Genomic DNA, 19801 nt, shown 5'->3' on the forward strand with positions numbered 1-19801 from the left:
CTTCTCATGAAACTCGAAGGAAAAACCGCAATCGTCACAGGAGGGGGCCGCGACATCGGCAGAGCCGTCGCCGAGAAATTAGCCTCAGAAGGCGCAAGTATCGCTATCAACTACTTCTCAAGCTCCAAAGGAGCGGATGAGACCGTCGAGGCCATCAAGACGCGAGGTGGCCGTGCAATCGCAGTTCAGGGGGATTTGAACAACAAGGTAGATGCGGATGCGCTTGTTCAGGCGGCAGTGGAAGCCTTTGGCGGCGTCGATATCCTCGTTAACAATGCGGGCGGACTCATTGCCCGCAAGACCATTGCGGAGATGTCTTTAGAGCATTGGGAGGCCGTGATGCGCCTTAATGTCACCAGTACGTTTCTTATGACTCAGGCGTGCCTGGCGCACATGAAAAGCGGGGCGATCGTGAACCTGGCAAGTCAAGCCGGTCGCGACGGAGGCGGTCCGGGAGCCGTCGCCTACGCCGCCTCGAAGGGTGCGGTGATGACCATGACCCGAGGGCTAGCCAAGGAAGTTGGTCCAGAAATCCGCGTTAACGCGCTTTGCCCCGGCATGATCGACACAGATTTCCACAATATTCACACACCGGACGCCGGGAGATGCGGCTTCGAGGCAAACGCCCCACTCAAGCGTCAAGGTCATGTTCAAGATACGGCAAATCTTGTCCTGTTTCTTGCCTGCGACGACAGCGCTTTCATCACCGGTGCGAATATCGACATCAACGGCGGCATGCTTTTCTCGTAACACACAAGGATCACATAATGTCTGAGTATCCCATTGTCTCAACTGGGCCCGATGTGACCCGGCAAGTCTTGTCGGATCATGATCAGTTGATGGTTGTAGCTTTCAGGTTTGCGGCGTCGGGAGCCATTGGAGCCCTTCACAACCATCCCCATGTGCAATCGACTTACGTGGAAAGCGGCCGATTTCGGTTTACGCTTGGCCAGGAAGAGCGCGAGGTTGGTCCAGGTGACAGTTTCGTGATCCCTTCCGACCAGACCCACGGCTGTGTCTGTCTTGTGCCGGGCGTTCTAATTGACACCTTCACCCCGCGCCGTGACGATTTTCTCTGACCGTTCTGGTCCGAAGCGCGTTTTGTCGATTGGTGACTGCATGGCCGAATTCGCTCCGACAGGTGACGCAAGGACGTTTCGCTTGGGCTTTGCCGGAGATATCTTCAACACCGCTTGGTATCTCGCTCAGATTTAGACAAAGGCAGAGGTCGCCTATTTCACCGCCGTTCGCGATGATGACCTGTCCAGCGAAATGTTGGAGTTTATGCAGGCTGGCAATATTTCTGACGCTTACGTTCAGATCGTACCAAACAAGACTGTTGGTCTCTATCGCTTACATGTGAGCGAGGGCGAGCGTTACCTGCTTATCCCAGAAGACAGATGGATACGTTGGCTTTCACGTTTGAAAAAACTGTTCATTCGGAAAGCGTGGCAAGAGAATCTACTATCCAACCACTGGACACAAAATGCATTTCTCTTGATATACGTTGGTCTGTTTCTTGTGCCAATCACACTCATCGCCGGTACTGATTTTTCGCACGAGTTTTCGAATGAGACGCGACTTTCCATCGCAATTTTGGGATTTCTTGCAGCCGCTGTTCTAGCCGTTTTGGCGGCGACAAGTCTAATCACCACCGTCTTGTTTCATGCATTCGACTATTTAGACCACCCCGAACAAAGAGAAAGAAGACTCGCATGGTTCGGCTTTATTCTTCTACTTTTTTCAACTTTACTTGGCCATTTGACGTAAATTCAGCCAAAATCCACGCGAGTGGCCGACTTCGGATTCAGGAAATCAAATCTCAAATTGTTGCCAGTCTGTATCCAGTCTTCCACGAAATCGATACTGTTGCTGGATAGCACCCCCATCGGGCGCAAATTATACCCTTTCAACAGCTTTTGCTTTGGATTTGGGCGCAAGGTGCTACTGCCAGTATCAAGTACTGTTTACGAGTTCTTTGTTTCGAGTAACTCAATTCGGAGTTCGACGTGTGAGAGTGAAGACGTAGGTCTGTGTGAGAGTGGCCTACGTCTGAAAGTCGAAAACTCCGTAAATAACCCCATGCCGATCCGTTCCCCACTTTCGGCGTGGGGTTACCTTTGCCCTTCTCATGCAGCAGAAGTAGCAGATGTAGCAGCGGGTCAGGTCTAAATCTGAGTTTTTTAGATGCTCAGAAATCCGATGCCGGGATATCGGGACCGCCGTTTTTTAAACGGGAAATAACAGGCTTAATTCTCAGCCAGACGGTAACCGGGATTTCTGCGCAGTGCGTGCGCCTACGGCTTTTCCCTGTAGCGTCGACGCCCGCTAGGTTGCTCCACAGATGCCTTTTCCCCTCAGGGGGGAAGAGAAAAGCAAAGACCCCGCCGAGCGTCTGACTAATTGCGTAAAGCACAAATGCCGCAAAAAATACTGCGAGCCTTCCCGTATACCAGTTCGGGCCCTTCTGAATAGAACTGCCAATTCCCAGCAACTTTCACCTACCTTTTCACCCCTTAGCTGCTGCCTAATTTCTTAACTGTGCGTGCTGCACAGAGTCACATTGGGATCGTCGTGTTCTGGAGAGCGATTATCGCCGCAAGGGCGACCAGTAAAGGCACAAGCAATTCCCAGACCGCGCGTAACAAGACAGTTCCTTTCCAAGCCCTTCCTCTTAAAAGCAACCTGTCTTGGAAACGCTCATTCGCTGCGTCTTTCACCATGTTGAAGTCTCCTTTGAAAGCCCGGTAGGCGATCAGGAGGCGTTGGGTGTCTGCTGCGACGTACACCAAAAAGGTCACCGCCATATAGACCACAATCAGCACGGCAACCAAATACAAGTACTTCTGGTTCGTGACCGTCAGTTCAACACCCAGCGCACTGATTTCTTTTGGTACAATTCCTCCCAATGCAAAGAACATAGACACAGCACAAAAGGTGAGAAGGTTTCGGCGAGCCTTGCGGGTTTCTTCACTCAATGGGTCCTGAAGGATGGTTAGAGTCCGCTCCTAGAGCTTAGCAATCAGCGGGTTTATTTCTGCGTTGGGATGTCTGTCTTCTGGGGGCATAATCAAATTTCCAGGTCTTAAACAAAGACAAGCGTAACACTTTTCGGATTAAGCTAGCAAAACCTGCTTGTTCCAAAATCTAGCGACTTTTCGGGATCTAGTTTGTCGTCTTGCGCCGCGAAGGACGCAATGAACGGATAGTCAGGTGTCGGAACAAATCCTTAGAAGAACCAACGATAGGCATGTATTGTCGTTCCATTGATTGATGAATATTGGAGATTCCTATGAGGTTCTTAGCAGCATTTTTGATGCTTTTCCCTTTTACATCGGCTCACGCCCAAGACTTTTCAGTTGGCACGCTAAACACTGAATCCGCTTCAGATACCCAGCCATTCATGGTGAGCCGCACAATACGCGGCGTCGGGAAGGTTGATGTGTGGGCATTGCAAGAGGTGGCTGGCCTTAGCGCAGTGGAAGAATACACAGTTGCGGCGGGAGCGGTCGGGCGCAGAAGCAGTTACCGAGCCATCGTGAGCGAAAGCGGTACGATTTCTCAGCAGCACCGCAGAGATGACCAACTGGCTATCGTCTACAATTCATCCCGGTTCAGGCAGGTCGAAAACGTTGAACTCCATGGCATAAGGTCCAAGCCTGGAGCGATAGGCGGACGGTTGGGTGAGCCAGACTGGAACCTTCGCGGAGCATTGTTCATACGATTGCAGGACAAAGACACTGGTGTCGAGTTCTACGTTGGAAATGTTCATTTGAAATGCTGCGGTGACAGTAAGAATACCCGCGCACATCAAGCAGAAATCATCAAAGCATGGATCGAAAGGTCCGATGTGCAGGTGATATTGACCGGTGATTTCAACATTCCGGTACAACCATCCAGCGCCGATGGAAATCAGAACTCCGATGCCTTCAAAACCCTTGAAAGCGTTATGACATGGGAACGTCCACAAAACCCGATAAAGACCCAGTGCAGCGAAGACTTTGACTCAATGCTGGATCACTTCTTCATAAAGGAAGGTCCAAACATCGGTACAATTGACGTCGCGATCCACGAAACCGAAAGCGCGTTTTGCGATGCTGAAAAGGTTGGAGGGCCGGACCACAGACCAGTTGTCGCGCAGTTCTCAATTCAGCCGTGAGGCAACAATGAAAGCTAAGCTCTGGGCCGCACTACACTCTAGCCTCCAGGAAGCAAGTGATTGGTTTGCCCCAAAGGAGATTGAGCCGGAACCAATCTACAAAGGTTTTCTCAAATTCGAAGACCCAGACTGACGCGCCCGGCTTAACTTTTCCAAAGTCAAAGAAACATGCGAGGAGTTAGCCACTTCAGTGAAGCGGGTCACACACAATACCCAGCAATTGGATTAGCTATGACTGATGACATGTCCGAGAAGATTGCCAGCGAGTGTTTGGGTGTGACCAGCAACCCAGCCAGTATCGTGAAGAGCTTCCCTCAATTGAGCGCTGCTGATGTGTTTCGCCGGGGACTTCTTATTGCAGGTCACAATCATGACAACCTGCTGGCCGCATGAATTCTTTGCAAGCCAGTTACGAAGCTCCTGCTCAGAGGTCACTTTGATCCGTTTGATTCGCGTCTCAGCCATCACATGTGGTCCCTGCTTACCCCGAACGCTTGTAGACGAAGGCTTGGTTTTCAGCAAATTCGGCAAGGTTTCACTTCGCGGCTTGCCCGGGTGAGGCCCTTCCCTATTCTTGCGTAATGCCACCCCGACAACTCAGAAGTCAGATCCTGCCCATCCCGATTTCCAGCATCTCCGATGACTACTGGATATACATCCACTGCGATGATGTCCGCTGTACCCATGGTGCGAGCTTCCAGCCAAGTGAGTTGGTTAACCGCCTCGGCGGCGATGTCACCCTGCGCAGCGTTTTGGGTAAAGCCCGGTGTACCAAATGCGGCAGGCACCCGTTCAGCATCAAACAGATATTTAGGAGGCAGAGCGGGTGGTGAGGCTCGTTTGAATATAGTCAAAAGTCTGCTTTGAGCCCAAACCTCCCAGATGCTACGCAACGCCCGAATGACTGCTCTTGCTCATCAGCCGCTTGCCATTCCAGTAATCATTGCGCCCAGGGCGACAAGGTGGACAAGCATGAGCGCTTTGTCATTCCACAGTGCGCCGACTGCGAACCACCCCACGATACCCACAAGAAACAAGTAGAGGTTCCAAGGCGTCCAGCCAAACCCCGTCGCGGTGTATCCCATGATTTGAACGGCGGATGCGCCCCACTTGACCGCGAAAACCAGGCGCTCGCGCGATGACGCGAAGGCCAAGATGTCAGACGGCACGGGTTAACCCACCGTCGATGCGCAGGTTTTGCCCTGTCATGTAGCCGCCTTCCGCTGAGGCGAGCCACGAAATCAAGGACGAGACCTCAGAGGCATTGCCATACCGCCCCATAGGAATCCGTGCTTTACGGTCCTCGGTTTCGGGCAGGCTGTCGATGAAACCCGGAAGAACATTGTTCATGCGGATGTTCTCTGTTGCGTACTTGTCGGAATAGAGTTTTGTGAACGCGGCGAGCCCGGCCCGGAAGACGCCCGACGTGGGGAAAAGAGGATCAGGTTCGAATGCCGCGAAGGTTGAGATATTGATGATTGCTCCGCCGCCCTGCGCCTGCATCAAGGGGGTGACAAGCCGTGTCGGACGGATAGCGTTCATCAGGTAGACTTCCATCCCTTGATGCCAGTCGTCGTCGCTGATTTCGAGAACCGGACCTTTTGGTCCGTGGCCGGCAGAGTTCACCAAGACATCGACGCGACCCCAGCGATCCTTCGCACCTTCGACCAAAGCGTTCAGCGCTTCTCCATCAAGGTTAGAGCCAGTAACGCCAAAGCCACCAAGTTCGCCACCGAGTGCCTCACCTTTGCCGGACGAGGACAGGATGCCAACTTTGAAGCCATCTTCTGCCAGTTTGCGCGCTGCATCTGCACCCATGCCGCTTCCGCCTGCCGTAATTAAAGCTACTTTTTCTACTGTCATATCGAGAATCCTTTCTGGTTGATTCCCAAATTGTCTATTATCTGAGAAATTTCGATTCAGAATTGATGTCACATGACAGTAGAAATACTATTGTAGAATGACTGAACTTCCCCCGCTCAACAGTTTGCGTGCGTTTGATGCTGCAGGCCGCCGCCTCAGTTTCCGCTCTGCCGCTGATGAATTGGGCGTTACGCAAGGGGCTGTTGCACAGCACGTGCGCCAACTAGAAGCGCATCTTGATCTGATCTTGTTTGAGCGTGTTCCAAAGGGTCTGGCATTCACATCGGTCGGGCGCAGCTATCACAACAGGATTGCGGGGATCTTCGCTGACCTTCGATCCGCAACGGCAGAATTGAAGCCGGAGCCAAACAAAGTCGTCATCAGCGTCACACCGACCTTTGCTGCGAAATGGCTGATCCCCAATCTGCCGGACTTCACCGTAGCCCATCCTGATATCGATTTGCGGATTATGGCGACCGAAAGAGTTTCCAGCTTCCACAGCGACGGGATTGACCTTGCAGTGCGTCAGGGATCGCCGCCGTTTGGCGCGTCACTGGACGTAACGCTTTTGTTCAGGCAATCGCTGATCGCGGTCGCTGCGCCGCAGTTTGGGGACATGGGTGACACTCCTCTTGAACCAGATAAACTTGCAAGTATGCCGAAGATTCATGACACCCACGACCAATGGCCCAGCTACCTCGCGCATTTGGGTGTACAGGAACAGTCGCCTCGGCACCTTCGTCTGAGCCAAACGTCTCTTGCGGTCGATGCCGCTATCGCCGGGCAAGGTCTGGCCTTAGTAAGCCGGTTTCTGGTGGCTCATGACCTTGAGGCTGGACGCTTGGTCGAGGTTGGCGCAGCGCTGGACGCGGGTGGAAGTGATTTCTATGTCCTCATGCCGCGAACAGCCAAGAACAGCGAGACGGTCATCAATGTCGTGACGTGGCTTAAGGCGCGCTCGGCCGAAGATAACTGACTGCCTAGGAACCTAAGCGGTCTTTCAGACCATCGGGATGAACGACAGCAAATCCGCAAAGTAGACGTTCAAGCAAGCTGCAGCGAACGACCGCTCTGAACAGCAGGTTGTACTGGACTAGCTGAGTTTGGTTCGAGTCTTTCTGTGAGCGCTATAAAAGGAGCGCTCGTTAGGATTTCTTGTTTTGAAAAAGCAGCGATAACAGGCCAAGAATGGCGGACGCTGCCATCAACAACAAAGAGACCGCGTTTAGGACAGGCGTCGAACCTTGTTTTAGCTTGTCGAACATTGTGATCGTCAGCGGCGACTCCGATCCAACAAGCATGAGCGTTGTGTTGAAGTTCTCGAAGCTCATTAACATAGCGACCACTGCGGATGCTAAAATCGCTGGTAACAAAAACGGTATGGTGATCTGGCGGATTGCACCCCATTTACTGGCGCCCAGATTCAACGCCGCTTCCTCTAGGCTGAGATCAAACTTTTGCAGCCGCGCAGAGATTACAAGTGTTGCAAAGGTGGTGATAAAGGAAAACTGCCCCAGGATTACCAGCATCAGGCCAGGCCTGAGACCGTCGAACCACAGTCCGGTCGCATCCTCCAGTGTATTCGCAACCGAGCTGGAAAATACAAGGATCGAGATGCCCAGGATCACACCAGGAATAATCAGGGGCAGTAGCATCAGCATGTAAAGCAACGCCTTGCCTCGGAATTCATGACGCGCGAACAGAAATGCATTACTGGTGCCGACAGCTACGGAAAGGCCAGAAACCCAGATCGCCACGAAAGCAGAGGTTCCGATCGAGCGCATGATCGAACGCTCGTTGAAAACACCGATGAACGGTGCGTCGGTGCCAAAGAACCAAGCCAGCGTGAAGCCTTCCCAGGGAAGCGATGGAAACACACTGTCGTTGAAGGCAAACACACAGACCACTGCCAATGGTAGCGCCAGATAGATGAAAAAAACGGCGACGTAGACGCGATAGCAAAACCGGGTAAAAACGGGTTGGGGAATGCTGGGTATCATGAGCGCCCCATCGTATTGGACAGAGACTGGCCTGACACTTTTAGCCCAAGGAAGACAACAAGCGATGAAAGCGCCAAAAGAAGAAAGCCGAAGGCCGACCCAAGTTCCCAGTTAAAGCGCGTTATGAACTGAGTATATATCATACCTGTGAACCAAAGGCTGTCTTTGCCGCCCAACAGGATTGGCGTTAGATAGTTGCCCAGCGACAGCATGAAGACGACGATGCAGCCAGACACGATGCCCGGCATGGCGTGCGGGATCACGATCTCGCGCATAATAGAGGTGTTTGTACCCCCGAGGTCATAGCCCGCTTCGATCAGGCTGTCGTCCAGACTGTCCAGGGTCGTGACAAGCGGTACGACCATAAACAGGATCGAGGTGTAGACGAGGCCGACCATGATGGCCGCGTCGTTGTAGAGCATTTCGACCGGCCCAGTGACCAATCCAAGATATTGCAGTAGATTTGAGAACACCCCAGTCTCGCGCAGAAGGATCATCCAGCCAAAGGTTCGTACAAGTTCCGAGACCCAAAACGGGATCATGCACATCAGAAACAGCGTTGTCTTAGCCCGACCCTTGGTGAGTTTGGCAATGTAATAGGCGATCGGGAACCCAAGGATCAGCGTGAGCACGGTCGCCAAAACCGACATGATCGTGGTGCGAGCGAAGGTGCGCCAGTACAATGGCTCAGTGAAGAAAGCGGCATAATTGGCAAATCCAGTATCGTAGTCTCGCGGCCCAACCTTTTCGCTGATCGAGACAATGAAGAGGCCAACATGAGGCAGGATGATCAACACCGTCAGCCACAGGAAGATCGGTGCCAGCAGCAGATAGAGTCCCAACCGTGAGGTATCGGATGACATGTCCTAACCCTCAGCCGCTTGGTAACAGCGTGCTTGTGCAGGATGCCAACGCGTGCGTATTGCGTCCCCCTTTTGCAAGGAGGAAAAACCGCCAGTCTGAGGCAACGCAACCTTCCAGAGGACGCCACCCTCGGCTTTAACTGTGACCATGCTGTTTGCGCCATTAAACAATACTGCATCTACGATGCCATGGCTGACATTCGACGCTTTGTCCGCCTCGGCCCCGTTCGGCAACAATTCGATCGCTTCTGGTCGCAAGTATACCTGTAAGAGTTGTCCGACGTGGAAACCGCTATTCTGAGCGGCGACGCGAATGTCGCTTTCGCCATCGGCGCTGAGAGTCAGGACGCCATCCTTAGCCGAACTTACCCGCGCCGTGATCTTGTTCGCGTCGCCAACAAAGCCGGCGACAAAGGCAGTTTCCGGCGCGTTATAGACATCATGTGGCGTTCCGATCTGTTCGAACCTGCCGTTGTTCATCACTGCGATATTGTCGCTCATCACCAGCGCTTCGGACTGATCATGGGTTATATAGACAAAGGTGGTGTCAAATGCCGCCTGAAGCGCCTTTAGCTCGACTTTCATATGCTCACGCAGTTTCAAGTCCAACGCACCAAGGGGTTCGTCCAGCAAAAGGACATCTGGCTCCAGAACCATGCATCGGGCAATGGCGACTCGCTGTTTTTGCCCACCAGAAAGTTGGTCAACTCGACGTTCGGCAACATTGGGGAGGCCGACGCGCTCAAGAACTTTCGAAACACGTGTTTTGATCTCGGACCGTGACACCCCCCGCTGACGCAATCCAAATCCAACATTGTCGCCGATGTTCATCGTGGGAAACAGGGCAAGGTGCTGAAACACCATTGACACCGGTCGCTTGTTTGGCGGGACGCCGATCATGGAACGTCCCTTGATCAACAGATCGCCAGATGATGGCGTCTGAAAACCGGCAATCATGCGAAGCAACGTAGTTTTGCCACATCCCGAAGGACCAAGAATTGAAAAGAAAGAACCTTTCGGTACGTCAAATCTGATGTGGTCCACGGCGCGAAACGTATCGAAATCCTTGATCAGATCGCGGCACTCAAGATCGGGGTTTGTTGGTATCACAATGCAACCTCGCAAGATGCAAAGGGGCACCCAAAGGCGCCCCAGCTCGAACAGTGTTGAGGCTTTAGTTCGCGGCGTTAATCCGGTCCAATGTCGAGCCTTCCATGGCTTCAAGACCAGCGGGCACCGGCGGATACCATTTGATGTTGTCAATCGCTTCTTGATCAAAGCTGCCCTGATAGCGCGCCTTGAGATCTGCGTTCACGCCTGCGTCACCGTCCACCGCTGCGGTGAAGTTTCCGGCGGTGTTTGTAATCATCGCAGCGATTTCAGGCTGCATCACAAAGTTGATCCAGTCATATGCGGCATCGTCAGCGCGCCCACGGGCGGGCAGAACGAATGTATCGATCCAGCCGAGCGCGCCAGCTTCGGGCGCTACGAAAGTGATATCCGGATTGTCAGCGTTCAACTGCCAGCCGCCCGTATCCCAAGCCATCGACGCAATAACTTCACCCGAACGCAGAAGGTTCTTGATCTCGTCACCTCCGCCCCAATAAGTTTTCACATTGGGTTTGCATTCCGTCAATTTGGCTTCAACCTGATCAAGAATGTCCTGATACGCCTCGGTGTCGCCATACGCTGCAAACGGGTCCAATCCCATCGAATACGCAAATCCGATCAGCGTCGGACGCTTGAGGCGGTACGAGACTTTGCCTGCGACAGATGCATCGCAAAGATCGGTGTAATCCCTCACATCGCCGGCCTCTGCCGTGTTCACGACCAGGCCGCTGGTCCCCCATACATGCGGCAGGCCGTAAACCTCGCCGTCATATGTGGTATTCCCGGCGGTCGCGCTGAGCATCGATGGAATGAACAGCTCCGCATTCACGCGCGACATGTCGATCGGTTTGTAAATCCCAAACTCCTCCTGTGCGCTGGATATCCGGTCCTGACTTGGTTGTGCCAGATCAAAGCCGCCACCGTTTGTTGCGCGCAGCTTCGCAATCATTTCCTCGTTATTTGAGGTTGTTACTTCGACGGTATGGCCCGTTTCAGCCTCAAATTTTGCGATAACATCTTCCGGGGCGTAACCACCCCAGGTCAACAACCTCAGTGTTTCTGCCTGCGACATGGGTGCGGCCAATGCAGCAATGGCAATTAGTGATACAAGCAAAGATTTGTTCATTGTTTCCCCCGATGGATTTAGCGATGTGTCAGTAAATACACTGTTTTTTATAGACGTATTAAGTCAAACTCGCTTGGCGTTGTCTACTGTCTTGTTGACCTTACGCGACGGACGATAGCGTCGCGGCGAGAAAGGCAGTGGCCAACGAGTTAAGCCGCGCTGCTCCCATTAGAAAACTAAGCGCTGGTTCATAGTTGCCGTTGAAAAACTCGACCTGCCCCATAATCCAGTCGATGGCAGGCGGATGCATCGGACCCAGACTGACCTGCTCCCCTTGGAGTCCGCGTTTCTTAGTCAGCTCTGTTCAGTGTTTGGTCCTCTCTTGACCGTTGGTGATACTCCCACGGTGTGAGCCCGTCGAGGCTCGAGTGTGGGCGGTGGTGATTGTAGTCGGCTCGCCATGCCGCAATTGTGCGGCAGGCATGGCGCAATGACGGGAACAGGTGTTCGTTGAGGCATTCCTCGCGCATCCGGCCGTTGAAGCTCTCGACCAGACCGTTTTGCATGGGTTTGCCTGGTGCGATGTAGTGCCAATCGACTTTGCGCTCCTCTTGCCACTTGAGCAACGCGTTACTGGTCAGTTCGGTCCCGTAACACCTTCGGAATGATGTTAATGCAGAGGCTATGATTTCCTGCGCAGCCCTCAAATAGCGCAGCAGGTGATCATAGCCGGTTCTCAGGTCTCTACAGTGGTTTTGCGACAAACCACACCGAAGAGGAAACCGACTATGACCGACACCATTATTACACAGTCAGAAGCCGTTTTAGTGGCGATTGATATTGCCAAATCCCGCCACGAGGTTCTGCTTCAGATCCCTGGGACGAAGCGCCGACGCCGTTTCACCATTCTGAACAAGCTTGACGACTTCAATCGGTTGATCGCCATACTCATGGATTATGGCTGCACTGTCCGCATGGCGGTCATTCGAGCCTCTCGAAATAATCAATTACCGATTGAAGCCGCTCAGTTACTACTAGTAGCCAGAGCTCGCGCTTGAAGACATCTCCGACAAGGCGCTTGGGTAGGATTCTTGTTTTGAACCAGTGCGTATTATGGATCGGGCAAGGGTGGGATCGACCGCAGGTACAAAACGATTGCCTCTAGATCTTCCGAAGTCATTGTAGCGTAGTAAGCATACCCCATCGGGGGAAGCATCCGACTGCCATCCGGTCGCTTGCCCACTGTGATAATCGCCTTCAGTTCATCATCGGAATAACCTGCAAGACCGTCTTCATGGCTTGTAATGTTGGGCGCGACGGAGACTCCCCATGGTGCTGTCAGACGAATTCGAACCAGTCTCAGTTTGCCGCGGAAACCGCAAACTTATCCGGAACAAAGTTGACGCCACTCGCTAAGAGCGGCGGCGCGGGTCAGCTTGAATGTATCTCTGCTGCTTAGCGATCTTTCCTGGTTGAAGTGGTTGTAGACGGAGGAATGGACGGCAGCGAATTTCTGTAAACTTCGCATGCGCCTGAAACGCTGCATCGCGCGTTCGCGTCGTCGAAACGGCAGGTGCGAGTTCTCGACGCGGTTGTTGAGCCACCTTCCCGTCTGATGTTTTTCGAGCGCGCCCAGCTCTCTGAGCGCGGCTCTGTATGAGGCGAAGCGATCCGTGACGACGCTTTCCGCTTTACCGTGTCGCTTCATCAATTTCTTGAGGAATTTCAACGCGGCCTGTTTGTTTCGACGCTTCGTGAGGACGGCCTCAAGCACCTCACCTTCGTGATCAACGGCCCGCCAAAGATAATGCCGCTCGCCATTCACCTTCACGAAAACCTCGTCCACATGCCACTTCCACTTGGAGTATGCGCGCAGTTGCTGAACACGCTTTCTTCGGATTTCAGCAGCAAACATTGGGCCAAACCTGTTCCACCAATACCGGACAGTTTCGTGACTCACGTCGATGCCTCGCTCGTGCAGCAGATCTTCGACATTCCGAAGAGAAAGCGGGAAACGGATGTACAGCATCACTGCAAGGCGGATGATTTCGGGACTAGTTTTAAAGTATTTAAAAGAGGCAAGTCTGGTCATGGGCATAAGCTACGCAACCGCCCTGCCCCGCTCAAGCAAAGTTCTTCTGACAAGGCCCCGCAGACAATAGTATTCGTTTTCTTGGTTGCTGTTCTATCTGGCCGAGAAGACGAACAATAACGAGAATCTCGCTTTCTGGATTGCGGTGATCCCGAAAAATGCTCACGCAACGGTAGTTCATGCCCGATGCAGCATCCGTGGCTAAGGGCTCATCACGGACCTCGGAGGCAGCGCAGCATGCTGTGATAGAATTTTCCGGTCAACGCCGGGTTGTCGTCGTGACCGATCAGGGATTGTCACTTTGTTTCGTTGGCTGACCGCAGGTGGGACAGTGATCAACCTGTGACAGCGTTTCCGCATGCACGCGGTTGCGGATATGATCCGCAGCGCGGCGCGAGAGACCCAATTGCTTGCGAACAGCGTCAATTTCCTTCTCATCAGCCTCGCAGATATCGCCATCTTCCAACGCCTTTCGAAATTCGAGCTCCAAGCTCGCACGTCGGCGGTGCAACTGGTCGTTTAGACCGCTTGCGATGATCCCTGCTGGCAATGCAGCCATACCAATGCCAATCACCGTGATCGCAGCACCGAAGATCTTTCCGGCCACAGTAATAGGTGTCACGTCGCCATAGCCGACGGTTGTCAAAGTCGCCATCGCCCACCACATCGCCGCTGGGATTGAGCCAAAGGCTTCTGGTTGCGCCTCGTGCTCTGCTAGCCAAGCGCCACTTGCAGCAAAAATCAGCATCACCATCAGGATGAAGAAACCCGCAAAAAAGGCGCCCGCTTCTTCCTCGAACACCGCAAGCAGCATGCCGAGCGCGGGTGAGTACCTTGTGAGTTTGAGCAAGCGCAACATACGGAAGGTTCTTAGCAGCCGCAGGTCAACCGGAAAGAGTAGGTAAAGCAGCGCTGGGAGTATGGCCAATAGGTCGATTATAGCGATTGGAGAAACGGCCCAGGATGCGCGCGTTTTGTAGATTGGGTTTTCTGTCGCAACCCAAAGCCTAGCCGCGTACTCCACTACGAAAACGAACAATGAAAGACTTTCGAACAGATTGAGTGCGAACCCCCAGCGGTCATAGATTGAATCGACCGTTTCAAGGATAACGGCGGCCACGTTCAGCGTGATCAGAGCGATTAGTGCGAGTTCAAGCACCCAAGGTCCGGTCGCAGCACGGTCTGGGCGCTCGAGCCACCAGTACACTCTTTTTCTCAGGTAGTTTGCACCTGTCACAGCTTCAGTCATGGCGAAGCTTCGCTCTGGCGCGCATCAAGGGAACCGCGATTTGCGACAGCAAGGCTGTGCCCCAAATCATATTGCCAACCAACGAGGGGACATGCGGGACAACATAGAAACAGGCGATTGCCAAAACGATCCCAAACACCCGCACATCCCAACGCCCGAAATCTGAGGCCACACGGTGTTCAATGACGTTCTGAAGTACCCAAAGCATGGCGACATAGCCTGCAAGGCCGAAACAGCCAATGGCAGCGTATTCTGTTGGGTAAGGCTCCCAAAACCCGACCTTAACCTCGGCCGCAAGGGCCACGCCGACCATGACGCCACACAACATCAACACCAGATGAGCAAGCCACCAGATCACCAAGGTCGAAACCTTTTTGTCTTTAGGTTTGGCGTTGCCAACGAAGTCGAAATAGATCCAACACATCACGAACATCGAAACGCCGCCAATAACAAAGTTGACCAGCACGTCGGGTGAAACCTTGTAGATGCCTTTCTCAGACAGTGTGACGACTAGTTTGAAGAACCCTTCACCCAAAACGATCAGCGTCAATAAGGCAAACCGCTCTGCCATATGACCGAGGCGCGGGACGAACCGTTCAAAGCGCAGGACAGTGACGCCGGGGATCATGTACATCGCCTGCGTGGCAACCATCGCGGTAGCAAACGCCCAATAGGCAAGCGGTTTAGGCAGAAACGCCGTGATGGCAAAGATCACTGCAAAGGCCGAGAAGTTGCGGATCTGTGCCGCCGACATCGAAACGCCCGAGGAATTGGTTCGCTGAGCACGGAAATATAGCGCGGCGATCATGGCTCTGTTCGCGGCAAAACCTAACGCGAAGAAAACCCAGCCCTTGCTGTCGATGGCGGGGATGGCGGCGGCCATGAACATCACCGTACAGATCATCACGGCCATGATCAGGCGATGCCAGAAATCGGTGCTGACGTAGATCGAGTTGAAAATACTGAGCTCACCCCACGCGTACCAGAGCGTGATGAAGACACCGGCGAACACAAGAAACCCATTCAGATCGAGGTGGTGTGACAGGTAGTTCCCAAGAAGGAAGATCGTCACAACATGGATCAGGTCATAGAACAACTCGGCCCAGTGGACATGGTCGTGAGTGTGGTCGAGGTCTTGATGATGTTGCGGCTTCCGCCACATGGGGTGGTTATGCAGTGCCATAAATTAGGGACCCTTCAAAATTCCAAGGTTGTAGTGGTCGGCAAGCGATCACCCCGATTTAGTGTTTTTCTATAGGATGAAGGTTGTCTTGGAGACCCTCGCCTTGCAACCCTGCAACGGTTGTTCAGCGAGGGCGCACTGGAATTTCCAGTCCGATCGTGTGGTGATCATGCCGGAAATACCCGGCATTCACCGCTTCAGCTTCCTTTCACATCGCTCGAAAACCGCGCTGCGTTTTCCTTAGCAAAGGCGCTGGCATCTGCGGCGGCGTCCCAGAACTGAGGGTTGGCCTTGGGAATGGTCAACGCCCGCTGCACGGCGGGCCGGGCATCAATGCGGTCGAACCATGCGTTCAGATATGGCAGGTCCGATACATCCACCCGTGCCCAGACATGAGCACGCGCCCACGGGTACAGCATCATGTCGGCAATGGTGTATTCGTCCGCAGCGATCCATTCACGCCCGTCCAGACGTGTATTCATCACCTCCATCAAGCGGCGGCTTTCGTCCACGTATCTGCGGATTGAAAAGGGCTCTTCGTGGCCATTGGGTGCTGCAATGTGCTGGAAATACATTGCCTGTCCCATCATGGGGCCTACATGGCCGACTTGAAACAGAACCCATTGCATCACCTCGGACCGTTTTACTGGATCCGCAGGCAGGAACTTTCCGTATTTCTCGGCCAGATGCCACAGGATTGCTCCGGATTCGAAGATGGCGCGCCCTTCCAAACGATCCTCGATTGTTGGGATCTTTCCGTTAGGGTTCAGCGCCAGATAGTCCGGTGCCTTTTGTTCCTGCTTGGAAAAGTTGATGTGAGTCAGGTCATAAGGGACGCCTGCCTCCTCTAGAAAGATAACCGGCTTGTACCCGTTCATCGTTCCCGCAGTGTAAAGATGGATATCAGGCTGGGACATGTTCAACCTCGGCAAATGTGGTTTTCAGATGTACGTCAAATCGAGCGAAATCGGCCTCGATTTCCGGGTTCTTCATAACATCAAATGCAGCAAAAGTCGGAAGGGGCTGCATGGCAAAGAACTTTGCGTTCAAGTGCATCGGTGCTAGTAGGTCGTCGACGCTGGCACCCGCAAAAAAAGGCTCGGACGCATCATCGAACGCTTCTTTCGGGGCGTTGAAGGTAACCGACAGCATGTATTTCTTGTCATTCAGCGTGCCGCCGGTGCCGTAGTTGGCTTTGGGTGAGTCAGTCGTTCGACCGTCGCCTGCGCACATGCGACCGTCCATGCCGGCCGTATAAACCTCATCCATGTATTTCTTGAAGATCCACGGAACACCCATCCAGTTCACCGGGAACTGCATGATGACTGTATCGGCCCAGAGGTGCGCCTCAACCTCAGCATTCGAGTCATAGCCGTCGGCGACGGTGGTCACGCGAACGTCGTGACCCATTGCCGTCAGCATGTCGCACGCTCTCTCGGCGAGGCTGGCGTTCAACTGTCCGGGGGCGAATTCGTAGGGCTGAGTGCCGTTCACGATCAGGATTTTGCTCATGTCCATATCCTATTTGTGCAATCTCTGAACCCTTGACTTTCAGCGGGTTCAAATAGCATTTGAGAGTGTAGGTATGAGAAATCAACTAGTATACTTTTAGTAACCTGGTTGTCTGAGCGAAAGGACGATGATGCGGGCGCGAATTGATGAGGATGCCAAAGGGCGCCGACAGGTCTCAGAGGCGTGTCATGAGCCGTGTGCAATCGAGCGCGGTATGCGGATCATTGGCGGAAAGTGGACAGGTTCGATCTTGTGGCACCTTAGGGACGGACCTGTGCGTTTCAACGATCTTTCGCGCATGATCGGCGGGGCCAGTAAGAAGATGATTGCCGAGCGGCTGCGCCAGCTAGAAGAGCAGGGCTTGGTTGCGAGGCAAGTAATGGATACCGCCCCTATTTCCGTTCAATATTCCATCACCGAGTTTGGTGGTACGGCGCTTGGATTTCTCGACGAATTGCGAAAGTGGAGCGAGGAGCTGCCTAACGGCTTAACGTGACGACTATAGTCTTTGTTCAAAGATCTGAAAGCTAGAGTTTTTCTGACCGCGCACCGAATGAGGGTGTCACCAATCTGGGGATGAAGTGACAAGGTTACTTGGAATAGTAATCCAAGGCTTTGCTTTCCCGAAAAAAGTAGCGCGAACAAATTTCTGCCGGCCGTTCAGTGCCGTTTGAACCGAAAAGTGACGTAACAGCTGTCCCGCAAGCAGCGAGTTTTATTGAACTAGGTTCTGGCATCCACAGCGAACGGCTGCTTTGGCGGCCGCACCGCGGCAGCGGCTTTGCCAAGTAAGCGGCGGCAATGACCAGTAGATATGCAATGCGATTTCCGCTTTGTCCGCAGAGCAGTCATTCAGCGGAATTGACGGAACGGCTGCTACGAGCCCAACTCAGACTTTGATGACAGGCGCAGAACTCACACCACGTCCGCGAACACTAGCCGCAAGATCGACCGGAATACATCAAGAGCCCAACTTGCTTTTAGTTCGCGACGAGACTGCCATCAGGATGAAAGAGCTCCATATCTTTCGTAAGTTCATCAAAGGCCGCAGAGCCTTCCCAAGCGGCATCCAAAAACCACTGGTGCTCAGGGGTTGACGCAAGGTCCTTTCGGCAAACAAGCCAGAACCTGGAAAACGGCGCTATTGCGGTTTTGAATGGCGCCACAAGTGCACCACTTCTCAGGTGCTCGGATGCCAGAAACGATCCGCCGATCGCAACGTGGCCGGTGGCTATTGCGGAATCGACTGCGCTTGCCGTGTCGGCGCATGTCACGGCGTAATCGGTTGGTGCGTCGAGGCCGTTGACCCGGAACCACGTGGCCCATGTCGACTGCTTGTTGCCCGGGTCTGTCGCGAACTCGACATCGATCAAACCCTGTTTCAGCAAATCCGCCGGTCGTCGAACGAACCGGGCCACATCGGGCCGCACAATGGGGGTGAACCAGGTACGTAACAGTGGCTCCCAGTGCAAGTCGGCTTCCGGCTCCAATGCCCACCGGATCGCCATGTCGATCTTGCCGCTGGCGATGTCGCGGTTCTGTTTGCTCAGGTCCCAGGAAACCCGGAGGTCTGGACGCTGCGATTTGGCAGCGGAAAGCGCGGGCATGACCCAACTATGAACCGCTCTGGCTGGTCCGCTCACTTTGAGCACCGTTTCTTGCAGTGGTTCGTGCGCTTCATCCCAAGCGGCTTGAATGGTTTCAAATACCTGACCCAAGCTTTTCTGAAGCACTTGACCCTTATCAGTGAGCTCGATCGCCCGATGCTTTCGGATGAAGAGTGGACCACCCAATTCTTCCTCTAACTGCTTGATTTGAAACCCGACCGCTGCCGGCGTCACAAACAGCTCATCAGCCGCCCTGGCAAAACTCAAGTTGCGGGCCGCTGCTTCGAAGGTCCGCAATGATGTCAGGGAAGGAAGGCGTTTGGACATTTGACCCAAGAATATCTTGCCCAAGAGCCAAAGCAAACTCATTTGTCACATCGGCGCCAAAAGCGCACCGTTTCTCCACCAAGCAAGCAAAGGAGAAACCGATGAAACGCTCAATTATCCCTGCCGCCCTGCTCGCAACGATCATTGCACTGCCGGTAAGTGCCGAACAGTTCGCAGTTCAGATCGACCGGGAATACGAAGAGGCCAGCCCGAAGCTCATGGAAGCGCTCAAAGTGTCCGCGGTCGAGAGCTTCACGGAGAATGACACCCACTACGTTGTCATCGAAGCCCCCAGCGAAGCCTATGTCGAAGCGTTCTTCCACGCGACCAACCTCAAAGCGATTGAACTGCATACGCTGGAAGCAAACTGGGAAAACCCAACCATGCAGCATCTTTCCATCGCCCAGCGACTTGGCTTTCTGCGCGAGATCGACTGTGACTTCTGTACCAGCTGAGATGGTTCACAGATTTCGGCTAGTGCGCCATACTGATGGTCGTGGTTAAGCCTTACCTCTTCCAACCACAGGTCGCCATTGGCTCCAATGCCGGAATGCGGAATGCCACCTAACACATGGGTGGCATTTCGTATTGGTAGCTCCCGTCTCTAAGGGGCGCTGTGAAATACTCAAGGACCGCTTGGTCCGCTTAGCCGTCACTCACACTGAGAGCAGCGAAGGTCTGCAGGGAGCCCTTAGCGCTGGTCGTCAATCGGCGCGCGCAAATCTAACTCCAAAGCATGGATTACACTCTGGATACTCCCAACAAAGCCC

23 protein-coding genes and 1 pseudogene are annotated in these 19801 nt (G+C 53.5%); 9 read left to right on the forward strand and 15 right to left on the reverse strand.

What is annotated here, in order from left to right:
* The first annotated feature begins 6 nt into the window (after positions 1-6).
* The 3 genes from GOX45_RS09150 to GOX45_RS09160 all read left to right on the forward strand — a co-directional run bounded on the left by GOX45_RS09150 (position 7) and on the right by GOX45_RS09160 (position 1770).
* Positions 7-750: a 3-oxoacyl-ACP reductase family protein gene (locus GOX45_RS09150; RefSeq protein WP_171100090.1), complete on the forward strand. Its 744-nt coding sequence runs from the start codon at positions 7-9 to the stop codon at positions 748-750.
* Positions 751-767: 17 nt separating this feature from the next.
* Positions 768-1079 (forward strand): cupin domain-containing protein, encoded by a 312-nt coding sequence (locus tag GOX45_RS09155; protein ID WP_171100091.1) that lies wholly within the window; start codon positions 768-770, stop codon positions 1077-1079.
* 193 nt (positions 1080-1272) lie between these two features.
* Positions 1273-1770 carry a hypothetical protein gene (locus GOX45_RS09160; RefSeq protein ID WP_171100093.1) on the forward strand — a complete coding sequence of 166 codons (498 nt, stop codon included), beginning with the start codon at positions 1273-1275 and terminating at the stop codon, positions 1768-1770.
* A 788-nt stretch (positions 1771-2558) separates the two neighbouring features.
* On the opposite strand, the gene GOX45_RS09165 is transcribed toward GOX45_RS09160, so the two are convergent.
* Complete coding sequence (locus tag GOX45_RS09165) at positions 2559-2921, reverse strand: hypothetical protein (protein ID WP_171100095.1); 363 nt, start codon at positions 2919-2921, stop codon at positions 2559-2561.
* A 371-nt stretch (positions 2922-3292) separates the two neighbouring features.
* Between GOX45_RS09165 and GOX45_RS09170 the strand changes: the two genes are divergently transcribed.
* Complete coding sequence (locus tag GOX45_RS09170) at positions 3293-4159, forward strand: hypothetical protein (RefSeq protein WP_171100097.1); 867 nt, start codon at positions 3293-3295, stop codon at positions 4157-4159.
* Between the two features lie 231 nt (positions 4160-4390).
* A complete protein-coding gene (locus GOX45_RS09175; RefSeq protein ID WP_171100099.1) occupies positions 4391-4552 on the forward strand; it encodes a hypothetical protein in 162 nt (53 codons plus the stop codon).
* A gap of 122 nt (positions 4553-4674) precedes the next feature.
* Here GOX45_RS09175 and GOX45_RS09180 read toward each other — a convergent pair whose 3' ends face one another.
* The 3 genes from GOX45_RS09180 to GOX45_RS09190 all read right to left on the reverse strand — a co-directional run bounded on the left by GOX45_RS09180 (position 4675) and on the right by GOX45_RS09190 (position 6022).
* Positions 4675-4947: a hypothetical protein gene (locus tag GOX45_RS09180; protein ID WP_171100101.1), complete on the reverse strand. Its 273-nt coding sequence runs from the start codon at positions 4945-4947 to the stop codon at positions 4675-4677.
* Positions 4948-5076: 129 nt separating this feature from the next.
* Positions 5077-5328, reverse strand: a complete 252-nt coding sequence (locus tag GOX45_RS09185) for a DUF6552 family protein (protein ID WP_171100103.1) — start codon at positions 5326-5328, stop codon at positions 5077-5079.
* Positions 5318-6022 (reverse strand): SDR family oxidoreductase, encoded by a 705-nt coding sequence (locus GOX45_RS09190; RefSeq protein WP_171100105.1) that lies wholly within the window; start codon positions 6020-6022, stop codon positions 5318-5320. Before GOX45_RS09190 ends, GOX45_RS09185 begins: the two co-directional genes overlap by 11 nt.
* A gap of 97 nt (positions 6023-6119) precedes the next feature.
* On the opposite strand from GOX45_RS09190, the gene GOX45_RS09195 reads away from it, so the two are divergent.
* Entirely contained in the window at positions 6120-6998 is an 879-nt protein-coding gene (locus GOX45_RS09195) for a LysR substrate-binding domain-containing protein (protein ID WP_171100108.1), read from the forward strand.
* 169 nt (positions 6999-7167) lie between these two features.
* On the opposite strand, the gene GOX45_RS09200 is transcribed toward GOX45_RS09195, so the two are convergent.
* From GOX45_RS09200 to GOX45_RS09220, 5 genes and pseudogenes are all read right to left on the reverse strand, one after another.
* Positions 7168-8022 carry an ABC transporter permease gene (locus tag GOX45_RS09200; protein ID WP_171100110.1) on the reverse strand — a complete coding sequence of 285 codons (855 nt, stop codon included), beginning with the start codon at positions 8020-8022 and terminating at the stop codon, positions 7168-7170.
* A complete protein-coding gene (locus GOX45_RS09205) occupies positions 8019-8885 on the reverse strand; it encodes an ABC transporter permease (protein ID WP_171100112.1) in 867 nt (288 codons plus the stop codon). Before GOX45_RS09205 ends, GOX45_RS09200 begins: the two co-directional genes overlap by 4 nt.
* A 3-nt stretch (positions 8886-8888) precedes the next feature.
* Entirely contained in the window at positions 8889-9992 is a 1104-nt protein-coding gene (locus GOX45_RS09210) for an ABC transporter ATP-binding protein (RefSeq protein ID WP_371731858.1), read from the reverse strand.
* Between the two features lie 67 nt (positions 9993-10059).
* Positions 10060-11121 (reverse strand): extracellular solute-binding protein, encoded by a 1062-nt coding sequence (locus GOX45_RS09215; protein ID WP_171100116.1) that lies wholly within the window; start codon positions 11119-11121, stop codon positions 10060-10062.
* A 290-nt stretch (positions 11122-11411) separates the two neighbouring features.
* Positions 11412-11711 (reverse strand): annotated as a pseudogene (locus GOX45_RS09220) (transposase); the annotation flags it as partial.
* A 138-nt stretch (positions 11712-11849) separates the two neighbouring features.
* Between GOX45_RS09220 and GOX45_RS22325 the strand changes: the two are divergent.
* Complete coding sequence (locus GOX45_RS22325) at positions 11850-12119, forward strand: hypothetical protein (protein WP_371808965.1); 270 nt, start codon at positions 11850-11852, stop codon at positions 12117-12119.
* Positions 12120-12445: 326 nt separating this feature from the next.
* On the opposite strand, the gene GOX45_RS09230 is transcribed toward GOX45_RS22325, so the two are convergent.
* From GOX45_RS09230 to GOX45_RS09250, 5 genes are all read right to left on the reverse strand, one after another.
* Complete coding sequence (locus tag GOX45_RS09230; protein WP_171100118.1) at positions 12446-13153, reverse strand: IS6 family transposase; 708 nt, start codon at positions 13151-13153, stop codon at positions 12446-12448.
* Between the two features lie 286 nt (positions 13154-13439).
* Positions 13440-14312, reverse strand: coding sequence for an ion transporter (locus tag GOX45_RS09235; protein WP_171100120.1), 873 nt, complete (start codon positions 14310-14312; stop codon positions 13440-13442).
* 82 nt (positions 14313-14394) lie between these two features.
* A complete protein-coding gene (locus tag GOX45_RS09240; protein ID WP_171100122.1) occupies positions 14395-15585 on the reverse strand; it encodes a low temperature requirement protein A in 1191 nt (396 codons plus the stop codon).
* A gap of 197 nt (positions 15586-15782) precedes the next feature.
* Positions 15783-16502: a glutathione S-transferase family protein gene (locus GOX45_RS09245; RefSeq protein WP_170555710.1), complete on the reverse strand. Its 720-nt coding sequence runs from the start codon at positions 16500-16502 to the stop codon at positions 15783-15785.
* Positions 16489-17097: an NAD(P)H-dependent oxidoreductase gene (locus GOX45_RS09250; RefSeq protein ID WP_171100124.1), complete on the reverse strand. Its 609-nt coding sequence runs from the start codon at positions 17095-17097 to the stop codon at positions 16489-16491. Before GOX45_RS09250 ends, GOX45_RS09245 begins: the two co-directional genes overlap by 14 nt.
* Positions 17098-17311: 214 nt before the next feature.
* Between GOX45_RS09250 and GOX45_RS09255 the strand changes: the two genes are divergently transcribed.
* Positions 17312-17593 (forward strand): helix-turn-helix domain-containing protein, encoded by a 282-nt coding sequence (locus GOX45_RS09255; protein WP_254445965.1) that lies wholly within the window; start codon positions 17312-17314, stop codon positions 17591-17593.
* Positions 17594-18077: 484 nt separating this feature from the next.
* Here GOX45_RS09255 and GOX45_RS09260 read toward each other — a convergent pair whose 3' ends face one another.
* Complete coding sequence (locus GOX45_RS09260; protein WP_171100126.1) at positions 18078-19031, reverse strand: LysR substrate-binding domain-containing protein; 954 nt, start codon at positions 19029-19031, stop codon at positions 18078-18080.
* A gap of 101 nt (positions 19032-19132) precedes the next feature.
* Here GOX45_RS09260 and GOX45_RS09265 point away from each other — a divergent pair, with 101 nt between their 5' ends.
* Positions 19133-19486, forward strand: coding sequence for a hypothetical protein (locus GOX45_RS09265; RefSeq protein ID WP_171100128.1), 354 nt, complete (start codon positions 19133-19135; stop codon positions 19484-19486).
* The last annotated feature ends 315 nt before the right edge of the window (positions 19487-19801 follow it).

The organism is Ruegeria sp. HKCCD7255 (genome assembly GCF_013031565.1).
Classification (GTDB): Bacteria; Pseudomonadota; Alphaproteobacteria; order Rhodobacterales; family Rhodobacteraceae; genus Ruegeria.